The organism is Rhodococcus olei (genome assembly GCF_039540555.1).
Lineage (GTDB): Bacteria > Actinomycetota > Actinomycetes > Mycobacteriales > Mycobacteriaceae > Rhodococcus_G > Rhodococcus_G olei.
On record NZ_BAABFB010000059.1, the window covers coordinates 1 to 12,948 of the forward strand.

At 68.3% G+C, this 12,948-nt stretch carries 11 protein-coding genes; 4 read left to right on the plus strand and 7 right to left on the minus strand.

What is annotated here, in order from left to right:
* Positions 1–241: 241 nt before the first annotated feature.
* Entirely contained in the window at positions 242–1,714 is a 1,473-nt protein-coding gene (locus ABD951_RS18290) for an alanine/glycine:cation symporter family protein (protein WP_345348087.1), read from the plus strand.
* Positions 1,715–2,166: 452 nt separating this feature from the next.
* Here the strand turns inward: ABD951_RS18290 and ABD951_RS18295 are convergent, their stop codons facing one another.
* The 3 genes from ABD951_RS18295 to ABD951_RS18305 all read right to left on the minus strand — a co-directional run bounded on the left by ABD951_RS18295 (position 2,167) and on the right by ABD951_RS18305 (position 5,032).
* Positions 2,167–2,301, minus strand: coding sequence for a hypothetical protein (locus ABD951_RS18295; RefSeq protein ID WP_345348090.1), 135 nt, complete (start codon positions 2,299–2,301; stop codon positions 2,167–2,169).
* Positions 2,302–2,490: 189 nt separating this feature from the next.
* On the minus strand, positions 2,491–3,864 hold the full coding sequence (locus ABD951_RS18300) for an MFS transporter (protein ID WP_345348990.1): 1,374 nt from the start codon (positions 3,862–3,864) through the stop codon (positions 2,491–2,493).
* 505 nt (positions 3,865–4,369) lie between these two features.
* Complete coding sequence (locus tag ABD951_RS18305) at positions 4,370–5,032, minus strand: TetR/AcrR family transcriptional regulator (protein ID WP_345348093.1); 663 nt, start codon at positions 5,030–5,032, stop codon at positions 4,370–4,372.
* A 254-nt stretch (positions 5,033–5,286) separates the two neighbouring features.
* Here ABD951_RS18305 and ABD951_RS18310 point away from each other — a divergent pair, with 254 nt between their 5' ends.
* The 3 genes from ABD951_RS18310 (at position 5,287) to ABD951_RS18320 (ending at position 9,084) form a co-directional block, all read left to right on the plus strand.
* Complete coding sequence (locus tag ABD951_RS18310; RefSeq protein WP_345348096.1) at positions 5,287–6,450, plus strand: saccharopine dehydrogenase family protein; 1,164 nt, start codon at positions 5,287–5,289, stop codon at positions 6,448–6,450.
* Positions 6,451–6,545: 95 nt separating this feature from the next.
* On the plus strand, positions 6,546–7,727 hold the full coding sequence (locus ABD951_RS18315) for an NADH:flavin oxidoreductase (RefSeq protein WP_345348100.1): 1,182 nt from the start codon (positions 6,546–6,548) through the stop codon (positions 7,725–7,727).
* A 133-nt stretch (positions 7,728–7,860) separates the two neighbouring features.
* On the plus strand, positions 7,861–9,084 hold the full coding sequence (locus tag ABD951_RS18320) for an NAD(P)/FAD-dependent oxidoreductase (protein WP_345348103.1): 1,224 nt from the start codon (positions 7,861–7,863) through the stop codon (positions 9,082–9,084).
* A gap of 217 nt (positions 9,085–9,301) precedes the next feature.
* Here the strand turns inward: ABD951_RS18320 and ABD951_RS18325 are convergent, their stop codons facing one another.
* The 4 genes from ABD951_RS18325 to paaI form a co-directional block, all read right to left on the minus strand.
* Positions 9,302–9,955: a TMEM175 family protein gene (locus ABD951_RS18325; RefSeq protein ID WP_345348106.1), complete on the minus strand. Its 654-nt coding sequence runs from the start codon at positions 9,953–9,955 to the stop codon at positions 9,302–9,304.
* Positions 9,956–10,039: 84 nt separating this feature from the next.
* On the minus strand, positions 10,040–11,011 hold the full coding sequence (locus ABD951_RS18330; RefSeq protein ID WP_345348109.1) for an amidohydrolase family protein: 972 nt from the start codon (positions 11,009–11,011) through the stop codon (positions 10,040–10,042).
* A gap of 194 nt (positions 11,012–11,205) precedes the next feature.
* The gene (locus ABD951_RS18335) at positions 11,206–12,393 is read right to left on the minus strand and encodes a winged helix DNA-binding domain-containing protein (RefSeq protein ID WP_345348112.1); all 1,188 of its coding nucleotides are present in this window, start codon (positions 12,391–12,393) and stop codon (positions 11,206–11,208) included.
* 127 nt (positions 12,394–12,520) lie between these two features.
* Positions 12,521–12,889, minus strand: coding sequence for a hydroxyphenylacetyl-CoA thioesterase PaaI (paaI, locus tag ABD951_RS18340; RefSeq protein WP_345348994.1), 369 nt, complete (start codon positions 12,887–12,889; stop codon positions 12,521–12,523).
* Between the last annotated feature and the right edge of the window lie 59 nt (positions 12,890–12,948).

The following is a 12,948-nucleotide window of genomic DNA, read 5'->3' on the forward strand; positions in this document are numbered from 1 at the left end:
CCACGTCACGACCTCCGCGCCACCGTGCACCGTGCTGCCGTGGCGCAGCAGCTGGGCGATCGACAGCGGACCGTCTTGCATCGTGCTCAACATGAATCGCTCCTCAATTCCGGTGTTCGCGGTCCATTGTGACCTGCCCCACAGAATTGGGTGCGACCGAGGTCCGCCCGGCACGCATCGCGACGGCCGGCCCTCGGCGCGCCACCTGGACTCCGATACCGCGCTGGCATACCTGTAGGCGATGGACTTCATCCAGGAGCGGTTCATCGACCCGGCCAGCAGCGTGCTGTACACGTACGTCCTGATCTACCTGCTGGTCGGCGCCGGGCTGTATTTCACGATCCGCACCCGCGGAGTCCAGTTCCGCAAGTTCGGGGCCATGATCCGGCAACTGGGGGCCGCACGCGGCGACGCCGAGGGCGGGATCTCGTCGTTCCAGGCGTTCTGCGTCGGCCTGGCGTCCCGGGTCGGGACGGGCAACATCGCCGGGGTGGCGATCGCCCTGACCCTCGGCGGTCCGGGCTCGATCTTCTGGGTGTGGTGTGTCGCGCTGGTCGGGATGGCCACCGCGATGGTCGAGGCAACCCTGGCGCAGATGTTCAAGGTGCGCGGACCGGACGGTGCGTTCCGCGGCGGGCCCGCCTACTACATCCAGCGTGGGCTCGGCTCCCACGCGGGCGGAGTGCTGTTCGCGGTGCTGCTCGTCGGAACCTTCGGGATCGCGTTCAACATGGTGCAGGCCAACACGATCGCCGACGTGCTGGCACAGGCGCACACCGTCGACCAGAAGTGGACCGCAGTCGTGCTGATGATCCTCGCGGCACCGGTCCTGTTCGGTGGCATCCGGCGCGTCGCCCGGGTCGCGGAGGTGGTTCTGCCGATCATGGCCGCTGCCTACGCCCTGCTGGCGATGGTGATCATCGTCATGAACATCACCCGCGTCCCCGAGGTCGTCGGCATGATCGTCGGCGGCGCTTTCGGTATCGGCGAGGCGGCCGCGGGCATCGCCGGCGGTGTCACGGCGGCGCTGCTCAACGGCGTCAAACGCGGGCTGTTCTCGAACGAGGCCGGCATGGGCAGCGCCCCGAACACGGCCGCGACCGCGACCGTGTCGCACCCGGTGAAACAGGGGTTCGTCCAGTCGCTCGGGGTGTTCGTCGACACGATGGTGGTGTGCACGGCGACGGCGATGATCATCCTGATGGCGGGTCCGGACGTGTACGACCCCGGTGCCACCTCCTCGGCGGTCGGTGCGTCGTTGACGCAGGCCGCCGTCGAGCACGAGCTGGGCTCGTGGTCGGTGTGGCTGATGACGGTGCTGGTGTTCGTGTTCGCGTTCTCCTCGGTGCTCGGCAACTACTCGTATGCCGAGGTGAACATGACGTTCCTCGGCGCTCGGCCGGGCGCCCTGACGGTGTTCCGTGTCGTTGTCCTCGCGTCGGTCGGGATCGGTTCCGTGCTGGCCCTGTCCGCGGTGTGGGCTCTCGCGGACGTCGCGATGGCACTGATGGCGATCACCAACCTGGTGGCGATCGTGCTGCTCGGCCGCTGGGCGTTCGGAGCGCTACGCGACTACGAGCGGCAGCGGCAGGCCGGGCGCGACCCCGTGTTCACGGACCGGGACAACCCCGACCTCCCGGGCGAGCTCGCGGACTCGGTGTGGCACCGTCCCGGGTCGGTCGCGGCCGCCGGCCGAGACCGACCCGCGGGGTGACGCCGGTCAGGGGCTCTCGTGCGCCGTCGTCGGCACCGCTCTCGCGTTCGCGGAGACGAGCGTGCGCGGGCTGAAGCTGCCCTGATCCTGCGGCCGCCGAACGTGACGAGATCCAACCAAACCCGGTCCAATCCTCGATTGCGTTGGCATAGAGACGATTCCGAGCCGTCGAACCCAAGACCCACTCACCGATCGTTGCGCACCTCGCACACGGATGGTGTTCACCGCGTGCCTCGACCGCCTGAGTTGCCCTGGCGGAGCGGCTCACCGAGAGGATCGCCGTAAAGGCCCGCGACAGGATCCGCCGGGGCGGCCAGATGGGTCGGAGCACGCACCCGATTGGCAATGGGTGCGCGCCCCGACCCTGGCTCGTACGCATTCTCTCAGCCGGTCACCGCTGCCGGCGAACAACAGTGGCGACCGACCGAGAGAATCCGTGTCTACCGGCCGTGTTACGCGGCCGAGGCTGCGCCCGCGAGCGCCAGCAGGCCGACGGCTGCGCCGATGCCGGCGACGACTCCCCCGATTCCGCCGATCCACCCGGCTGCGCTGCCCATCGTCTCGAGGTCTGCGGCTGACGATCCCATTGTGTAACTCCTTGGATTTGTTGGTGATTCACTGCTCTGCATGCGGTTGTGGAGGTGAAGCTGTCGACTCCTGGCAGGCTCCTTCCGTTGGGCCCAAATCGCCGGTCTGCTCGGCGAAGGCGGGCGGGCGTGGCGGCGGGTGGCGCTCGCGCCCTTCCGCCACGTCGCGGACAGGTCGTCGAATCCGGGTCAGGTGAGTGCCTCGAGCTCGGTGACCTGCTCGGCCTTCCGCGGAAGCGCGAGCGCGGCAGCGGCTGCGATTGCCGCGGCACCGGCAGCGATCAGGAATCCGATCGTCATGCCCTCGTCCGTGTAGAACGCCGCCCCCTCGACAACGGTGGCGATGCGAGAGTTGAGCACCGAGAACGCGATGACGGGCAGTACAGCCGGCAGGACGTTCTGCGCGACCGAGGTGACCGCGCCTGTGGTGGCCTGCAACGCCTGCGGAACCGCGGCGAGCAGCAGGTTGGGTGCGGACGCGTAGCCGATTCCGCCCCCGAGGCCGACCAGGGCGGAGAAGATGATCACCTGTGGCTTGGACTCGTGGCTGAACGCAGTCAGCGCACAGGCAACGGCCATGATGACCAGACCGGTGATCATCAGTGCGCGAGGTCCGATTCGAGCGACCAGGGCGCCAACCAGAAATCCTCCCGCGACCGTGGCGGCACCGAGGGGTGCCTGGAAGATGGCGAAACCTTCCGCGCTCACGCCGAACCCGTAGCCGAGTCCGAGGATTGCCGGTGTCATGCACATGAACGGCAGCAGGATCGTGAACACCGCACTGACCGCGTAGCAGAGGCCACTGACCAGCGAGGTCATGGCGACCGGCCGGTTGGCAACGATCCGGAGGTCGATCAACGGTTCACGGATGACACGAGCCGACACCACCCAGGCTGCGAACAGCGCGGTCCCACCGATCAGGTAAGCAAGGGTGCTCGGTGCGGTCCAGCCCCAGTCGGGTCCGAAGCTCACGCCGATCAGCACTCCGGCGATGCCGGCTCCGAGGAGGACCGCGCCGACGAGGTCGATCTTCGACCGCAGCCTGACCGGCGACTCGTCGGTCGTCATGAAGATCAGCGGCCCGAGAACGCCGAGGCAGATCAGGGTGAACCAGAACACGCTGCGGAACCCGAAGTTGTCGATCAGCCACCCGGTGAGGAACGGTGCCGGGATCGCAACCAGGCCCATGCCGCTGATCGCGATGCTCACCGACATCGCGACGGTTCGCGGGGGAAACACGTCACGGATGAGCGTGTAGACCAGGAACAGGCACGGCCCGAGCATGCCGGTCAGGGCGCGGCCGACGACGAGGACGCCGAAGCTGGGTGCGACGGCCGATGTCAACGCGCCGACAGCGGACAGTGCGACGCACACCATCAGCAGCCTTCTCTTGCCGTGGGTGTCCGCGAGCTTGCCGACGAGCGGAGAGGCCACGGCCCCGAGCAGAAGGAACGCGGTGAGCAGCCACGCGCCCTGGGTGGTCTGATAGTGCGCCGAGATCTGGGGTAGGGCGATCGAGATCATCATGTAGCTGATCGAGAGAAGCTCGAGCAGTAGTGCCATGGAGATCAGGGAGCAGGTCACCTGAAGCGTCCACACCCTGCCGGGAGGGTCGTCCTGGTGATCCGGTGCGGGGACAGTCGAGTCGAAAGTGATCTGAGATGTGTCCATACGAGGTCCTTCCGGGAAGGAGTCAGACCAGCTGCCTGCCTGGATCCAGGGGCATGCTCAGGGAGTGTGACGATCGTGGCGAGAGCCAGGAGAGTGTTCGCGGCCAACGGATTCGGTGCCGGAATCGACGGGAACGCTAGGTCGGACGGGTCCACGACGGACGCCCTGCTCCCGTTGAGTGGGACACTATTCGACGAGCCGGCGATCGGCGATGCCGACACTCGGACATCTCCGACATTCTCTCTCGATCAACTGCAGGACAAGACATTCCGACCCGAGCCCGTGCGGGCGAGGGCGGCGAGCGGACGGCTCCGGTCGACGAACCCATCCGTGTGGAGACATGACTCGACGGGCGGATGCGCGGCATACGCCGCGCATCCGCCCGTGCCGTGAGGACTCAGTGACGGATGTGCCGTGCTTCGACGCCGGCGATGAAGCTGTCGAGTGCCATGACGAAGGTGTGCGGACCCAGGCCTTGGTGCAGGTCCGACAAGAACCTCACCGCCCGTCCGTGTTCGTCCTTGGAGAGCCGACGTTCGACATCGCTGCCCATCTGGCGTCGCCATTCGCCGAGGCCGATACCGGATTTGAGTTCGTCCCCGGGGTTGTCGATTGCGAGCGCCGCCATGCCGAGAGTCAGCCCGGCGACCCCGAAAATCGTTGCATAACAAACGTTTCGATCGAGACCGGCCTGTTCGTACCGTTCGAGCATCGTCTCCAACTGCTCGAGGGAGGCCATGTCCACGCGACGGCGCGGGGTGGACCACACGACGATCAACCAGGGGTGTCGCACGAACGCGTCCCAGTCGCCGAGCGCCATCATCTTCGTCAACTCCTGCCAGGAGTACTTCGGATCGTTCGGCAAGGGATGACGGCCGGTGATGGTGTCCACCATGGCGACGATGAGATCGTCGCGGTCGGCGACGTGCTTGTAGGACGACATGGTGCCCACCCCGAGCGCGGCGGCCACTCGCCTCATCGTGACGGCCTCCAGGCCCTCATCGTCGGCAATGGCAATGCCCGCCTGCGCAATTCGGTCTCGAGACAATGGTTTCTTCATGGGCTGAGTGCAACTTTCTCGCGCGGTGGTGACAGACCCAGAATAGTGGGGTACAGTGTACCCCACTGACAGTGATCAGCGGCACATCACGCCCCATGTAGTGCCCTGGGCCACATTCGTTGTGGCTGCCGCCTCGGGACGCGCGCCCCGACCGGCGGACATCGCCCTGCCCGGGTTTCGCTCACTGTTCCTGGTACTCCACAACTTTCACCGAACGCCGTCACACACTTCACACCAGAACGAGGTGCCTCACCATGAAGCTCGTCATCCTCAGCGCCGGTTCGATCGCCAGTGGCGTGGCCAGGATCCTGGCCCCCACCGGGTGCTACGACGAACTTGTCATCGCCGACATCGACATCGACAAGGCCAGTGCTGTCGCCGAGGAGTTGGGCGGAAAGGCACAGCGGTTCGACGCGTCCGACCCGGCCAGCATCAAGGCCGTGATCACCGGCGCCGACGTCGTGTTCAACGCGGTCGGCCCGTTCTTCAAGTTCGGCATGCCCATCATCCGTGCCGCCATCGAATGTGGTGTCAACTACGTCGACGTCTGCGACGAGTTCGACGTCGCGGAACAGATCGTCCGAGAAGCAGGACTCGACGAGGCCGCGAAGGCCGCCGGCGTGGCAGTCGTGTTCGGCATGGGCTTCGCGCCGGGTGTCACGAGCCTGCTCGGTCGATGGGCGGCAGACCAACTGGACACGGCCCGCAGCATCGACGTGATGATGGCGATCCCGTACATGGTCAACATGGGCGCGACGATCAACGAGCACATGCTGCACTCGATGTCCGGCAACGTCCGGCAGTTCCTGGACGGGGAGGTGCGGTCCGTTCCCGCCTGGGCCGATCCGAAACCCTTCACCCTCCAGGAACCCTTCGGTGTCCGTCACGCCGGATACATGGGGCATCCCGAGGGGATCACGCTCGGCCGCTACGTCCCCGGGCTCCGCAACGCCACCGTCCGTTTCACCTGGTTCGAAGAAGCCGGCAACGACCTGTGGAAGTCGTTCGAGACGCTCGGGCTGACGAATCCCGAGAAGCTCGACGGGCTGCCGATGTCGCCCCGCGAGTTCCTCGCCCGGTACATGGCCACCGAAGCAGGAGAACGTGCGCTCGCCGTGAACCCGGAGGCCCTCCCGGGCACCGCGATGCAGATCGTCGCCGAGGGCGAACTCGACGGCGAGCCGACCCAGGTCATCTTCGAGGCCCACGTGATCTACAGCGAGGACGGCAACGGCGAGGACCCGACCCCCCGGGCGGCGGCGGCCGCGGTACGCGAGATGCTCCAAGGACGAATCACGGCCCGCGGAGTCTTCTCCCCGGAAGCCTGCATCGATCCCGAACCCTTCGTGCTCGGCGTCCTCGAGTCGGCGGGGGTCACGCTGACCAAGCGCGTCGTGACCCTGACCGACGTCCTCTGAGCCGAATCCCCCCAGAGCCGTTGGTGGGCATCACGACCGGTCGACGCCCACCGGCAACCCCCACCCTTGACACACCTCACGAAAGGTCCATCGCGGTGACAACCACCCCCGATGTCCTCGCCCCGGCCACGCTCGGGCCCATCACACTGCGCAACCGCATCATCAAGTCCGCGACGTTCGAAGGCAAGACACCGGACGCGCTGGTCACCGACGAGCTGATCGAGTTCCACCGCAGGCCCGCAGCCGGTGGCGTCGGAATGTCCACCGTCGCCTACTGCGCAGTCGCGCCGGAGGGACGCACCGAGCACGGACAGCTGTGGATGCGGCCGGAGGTGCTGCCCGGTCTGCGTCGACTCACCGATGCGATCCACGCCGAGGGTGCTGCTGCGTCCGCGCAACTCGGACACGCCGGGCCCGTCGCAAACCAGAAGTCGACGGGATTCCCGGCGTTGGCGCCGTCACGCTCGTTCAATCCGTTGAGCATGAAGATGATCCGATCGGCCTCGGCCGACGACATCGCCCGGATCACGGCGGCACACGGCACCGCCGCGAAGCTCGCCGTGGAGGCCGGATTCGACGCCGTGGAGATCCACTTCGGGCACAACTACTTCGCGAGCTCGTTCCTGAGCCCGAAGCTCAACAGGCGCACGGACCAGTTCGGGGGTTCGCTGGCGAACCGCGCGCGGGTGGTGCTCGACACCGCACGCACCGTCCGCAAGGCCGTCGGCGACAAGGTCGCAATCCTCGCCAAACTCAACATGGACGACGGCGTCCCCGGCGGGTTCTGGATCGACGAGGCGATCCAGGTGGCACAGTGGCTCGAGGCCGACAGCGGTCTCGACGCGCTCGAGCTGACGATGGGCAGTTCGCTGCTCAACCCGATGTACCTGTTCAAGGGCGACGCGCCGGTCCGCGAGTTCGCCGCGGCAATGCCCCAGCCGGTCCGCCTCGGTGTCCAGCTGGTCGGCAAGCAGATGCTGCACGCCTACCCGTATCAGGATCTGTTCATGCTCGAGCAGGCCCGTCAGATCCGGGCGGCGGTGAAGATGCCGCTGGTACTGCTCGGCGGCGTCACCGACAAGGCCGGCATGGACACCGCGATGGCGGAGGGATTCGAATTCGTCGCGATGGCCCGGGCGCTGCTCCGCGAACCCGACCTGATCAACCGGATCGCCGAGGACGAGCGCACGAAGTCGCTGTGCATCCACTGCAACAAGTGCATGCCGACGATCTTCTCCGGGGCCCGCTGCGTCCTGGTGGAACGCGCCTACTCGTAAGGGTGCCTGGAACACCGACAGCCCGTCACCCGCACCGGCGTCGTGCCACGGGATTCCAGACCGTAGGCGGGGCCGCACGAACGACGCGTGGGCGCCCGTCTCAACCCGATTGCCCGAAAAGAGGAGTCTTCGTATGCAAGTGGAACGCGAGTTCGATGTCATCGTGGTCGGGGCCGGTCCCCTCGGGGCGGCCACCGCCAGGCACCTGACCGAAGCCGGTGCGGACGTCCTCGTCCTCGGTCCCGACGAACCCACTCGGTTCGACAACCACGAGGGTGTCTGGGCCGGCCACTACGACCAGGGCCGCATGGGGCACGTACTCGAGGTTCCGCTCGTGGCCTCGCTGCTCGCCAACCGCTCGATACGCCGCTTCCCCACGCTGCACGAGGTCACCGGAATCGACTTCGCCCGTCCCACCCATTCGCTGGCGGTCATGCCCGAGGTGATCACCGATCCCGCTCAGGCCGAGTGGTTCGACCGGGATCGGTTGGCAGGCAACGCCGAGGACCTCGGGGTGCGAGCCCAGCGGCTGGACGCGGAGGGCCTGCGCGAACACTACCCGCACCTGAGCTTCGAACCCGGCCATGTCGGGGTGGTGCAGCCCGAGGCGTACATCATCAATCCACGAGAGTTGTTGCGGGCGTTGCTCACCGTGGCCACGCGGGGCGGGGCAACCCTCGTACGCGACGAGGTCACCGAGATCCGGGACGAGCCCGGTGGCCATCGGGTCACCGCACGCTCCGGCCGGTCCTGGCACACTCGGTCCGTCGTCGTCGCGACGGGTGCGGCCACCAATGCCAGCGGACTGCTGTCGCGCCCACTCGCGATGGACACACTCGGCGCCACCGTCGTGCTCGTCGAGGCCCCGGCACCCGACACGGTCGACTTCCCGGCCACGATGTATCTCAAGATCCGCGACGGCCACACCCTGTTCGGTGGAGTGGTCATGCCTCCGGTTCGCTATCCCGACGGACGCTGGTACTTCAAATGCGCGGGCAACAGCCTGCTGGACCATCCCCTGGACACCGCGGACGACATCGCTCGATGGGTGCGAACCGGCGGCAGCCAGAAGGACATCGACGAGGCCCTCGCCGTTCTGTCGGACCTGCTACCCGGACAAGAATTCGGTGCGGCCCACACGCGGCCCTGTCTGGTCTCGGCCAACCACACCGGCCATCCGTACATCGACCGGGTCGGCGACAACCTCGTCGTCGCGGTCGACGGGGATCGCGGCGTCATGGCTGCCGACGAGATCGGGCGCCTGGCCGCCGAACTCGCTGCGACCGGACGGTGGTCCGACAGCATCCCGCACGACCTCGTGCAGGCACGATGGGAAACACCGGTCGGCGCGGTCTGACCCCGAACAGGACCGCCGAATCCGCGACATCCCATCGCTGGTGTCCGCGACATGGAGCCGATTCGATGCGGTGCTCGGCACCGAAGTCTCTCCGGCCGGCGTGCGGGACAGTCCGCCGCCACAGCCTGACACCGGATCAGGCGCGCAGGTCATCCCTTTCGAGATCCTGGTGGGGGGTCCGGAAGGGGTGACCTGCGTTTTGCTGTTCACCAGCAGGTCACTGCGTCGAGCCCCCGCGACGCGAGTTCCCGAACAGGTGGAGCGCGCCCTCGCTCGTGGCCGCGTAGAAGATCGGCAGACACACGAACACGGCCAACGCGATCGCCGGGTACACCAGCGCACCGACCACACCGGCGGAGAGGTAGCCGACGATGCCGATGATCGAACGCCAGCGGTCTGCCGCGAACGTCCCGGGATCGATGTCCGCCTCGACGAGCCGGTCACGGCCTCGGTGAACCGTGGTGTAGAGCAGTAGCCAGGCCGCGCACATCGCGGCCGCGATACCCGCGTACAGGGCAACCGCGGTGCGGGCATCGGCGCTGTTCACGCCGTCGATGAGGGCGTGGGACAGTACCGCCGTGGGGAACGGGATCAACGCCGTGGTGAACAGCAGAGTGAGGTTGGCGAAATGCAACCCACGGTCGACATGCCGTATCCGGGTGAAGGCGGTGTGGTGGTTGAGCCAGATCACCGCCGTGTAGAGGAACGAGGCGAAGAACCCGGCATACGCCGGCCACTGCCGCGCCAGTTCGGACAGCAGCTGACCTTCGCGATGATCGGGGACCTTCAGGTCGAACACGAGGAGTGTCACGGCGACGGCGAAGACGCCGTCGCTGAAGGCTTCCACCCGACCGGTTTCCGACAGATTCACGGGGTGATCGTACGAGCTGATTGCGTGGCCCTCGTGTGTGTGGGCGCGATGGCCGACGATGTGCGCGACTTGCGGCTGCGCTGATCACGACCGCCCGTAGGCCCGCCGCGCGTTGCCGGACCCGATCAGCCCGGCGATCCGGTCGGCGTCGCCGAGAGACCAGGAGCCGTCCTCGATTCCGGCGTCGAGGACCTCGGCGAGGGCGCGGCGGAACCATGCGGCAGCGATCTGGAACAGTTCGGGAATCCCGTACCCGTCGGTGGAGAACAGCACCGAACCGAACGGAGCCAGTTCGAGCAACTCGGCCAGGACCCGGCCGCCGCGACCTCCGACGTTCTGCACCGCGAGTCCGACGTCGACGAAGACGTGGTCGAACACCTGCGCCAGGTACCCCGCGTGCCGATGGAACGGATACGTGTGCAGCAGCATGACCGGCACGTCGAGTCCCGTCGTCGCCCGCAGCAGCGGGGTGAGCAGCAGCGGATCGCACCGCGTCAGCTCGGCGTCGACGTCGCCGTATCCGGTGTGGAACTGGATCGGCAGACCCAGGTCGACGGCAGTCCAGACCAGGAAGCGCGTCAGCGTCTCGTCGGCGAGGCGCCGCGGCGCCCCACGCTCGATCGCGGCCGCCCACCGTCCCGCCGCGGCCGTGACCTCGGCCGCGGCCGGACGCTCGGGTGCGAGGGCGAGGCCGACCCGGTAGGCCGCGATCGACTTGAACGCGACCGCGTCGGTGGCGGCGCGCGCGAGACGGTCGCGGCAGGTGGCGGCGAACTCGGCGGCGGCCGACCCCGTGATTTCCTGCTCGGCCACCGATTCGAGCCGGACGACCTCGCGGGCGGAGGCGTCCGCGAATCCGGCCAGTTCGTCCGGCGAGGTCAGGGTTTCGGCCGAATATCCTGTGTCGACGAAGAATTCGACGATTCCGGTGTCGCGCAGCAGTCGTCGAGCCACCTCCCGCGGCCCCAGTGCGGCGCGGCGGGCCAGGTAGTCGTCCGGTGCCGCACCGGACCGGGAGGTCGAGCAGCGGCGCACACAGCCGGCGGACCGCGACACCGACACGGGTGTCGAACAGGGTGCCGTGCCACGGTCCGGGCGCGTCGGCCTCGCAGAGCAGCGACTCGAACCCGGCGCGGTCGAGGCCGTCCCGCACGACACCGTGACAGTGATGGTCGACCAGATCGATGCCGGCCACCGTCTCCGCGAGCCGAGGGACCATCCCCGCATTCTGCGCCCCGAAGCGGGCGGTGTCAGGCGTACTGCTTGGCGAGCGGGGACGGGAACCGGGGCAGCACCCTGGTGCCACCCAGCCACTCGGACAACGCGGCCGCCTCCGCGTCGAGGGCACGCCGGGCGTCGGCACCGGGGTCCTCGAGCAGGTGCACCACGACCTGCCCGTCCTCGTCCTGCCACCAGCCGCCGACGATGCGCCCGTCCCACCACGCGGTGGGGCCGGCGTTGCCGTTGCTGTCGAACAGCAGTTCCTTGTGCGGACCGAGGAACCAGCCCCGCTCCCGCCATCCCATCGTCGTCGGGTCCAGGGCCGGCAACAGCGCGGCCCATGGCGCCACCGGGTCCACGGTGTCCTGGTCGTCGGCGAGGAGGTATCCGGTGGCCCCGTCCAGGTCCACCTCCACGACGTCCAACGCGGACAGCGCCCGCCGCACGGTCGTCAGCGTCGAACCCATCCACCACGTGATGTCCGCCTCGGTGCCCGGTCCGAATGCGCGCAGCCATTCGGCGACGAGCCAGGCCGCTCCCTCGTCGGCCTTCACCTGCTCGATCGGGGCACCCAGCCAGTTCTCCGTTGTGGCCCACCGATTCCGGGACGCACGCCACGGTCCGTCGTTGGTGGCGCGGACGATGCGACCGGACGCGGACAGGACGGTGAGGACCCTGGGGCCGATCGACACCGGTCCGCCCCAGCTCTTGCCCTCACCGTGGGTGACGGCCCCGGCGAGCAGCGGGAGGGCGTCACGCAGCTCGGTGAACGACGCGGGCTCGCCGCCCGCGAGGGTGTCGACGACCGCGTCGCCGGCGGCACGGAGCCAGGCCTCGCCGTCGGTGAACAGACCCGCCTTCTCCACGTCGCGGATCAGCCGACGACGCTCGGTGTCGGCCACCCGGTTGCTCGCGCCGGCCTGGACGAACGGCAGGGCCTCGCGGGGGAACACGAACAGGGTGCGCCGCATCGCCAGGTGCTTGACCAGCGACCGCTCGTCGTACAGGTCCCGGTCCAGGTCGGCAACGGTCATGCCGTCGACCCGCGCCCGGGCCGACAGGTAGATCGTCGCCGGGTCGGTTCCGTGCAGGCACACCAGGCTGCGTGCCGCGTCGGTCACTGTTGTGGCGCGGGCATCCACCGCGAGGCGGTGGCGGCGGGCCAGTCGGGCGCGGCGTTCGGCGTCGTCCACCGGCCGTGAGCGAGAGGAGGGCACCCGCCCATTGTGCCGGGCCACGCTTCCTGCCGCGGACTCGGCGGCCGAACTCGGGATTCGGGCGGTGGCCGCCGCGCACCGTGGGACCGGCGGGAGTGGGTGCGTCGGCGTTGTCGGGCGGGGTGGGTCAGGTGCGCAGCGTTCTGCTGTCACCCCGGAATTCGGCGACGAGCCGGCCGCCGCACCTCACCGTCACGTCATAGATCCCGTTGCGCCCGAACCGAGCCCGCTCGACGGCCTCGGCGATCAGCACGTCGCCGAGATTCGTGGGTCGCAGGTAACGGATGTCGGCACGGGCACCGACCGCGGACTCGTCGTATCCGTTGCACGCCAGCGCGAACGCGGTGTCGGCGAGGGTGAACACGAGGCCGCCGTGGGTGATCCCGTGCCCGTTCACCATCCACTCGCGTACCTCCATCGCGGCGACCGCACGCCCCGGCGCGAGGTCGCGGATCTCGATGCCCATCGCCCGCGACGCGGTGTCGGCCTCGAACATCTCCCGCGCGATCCGGCACTCGGACGCCGCCGTCGCGCTGTCGCGGGCGCCCTGGTCGC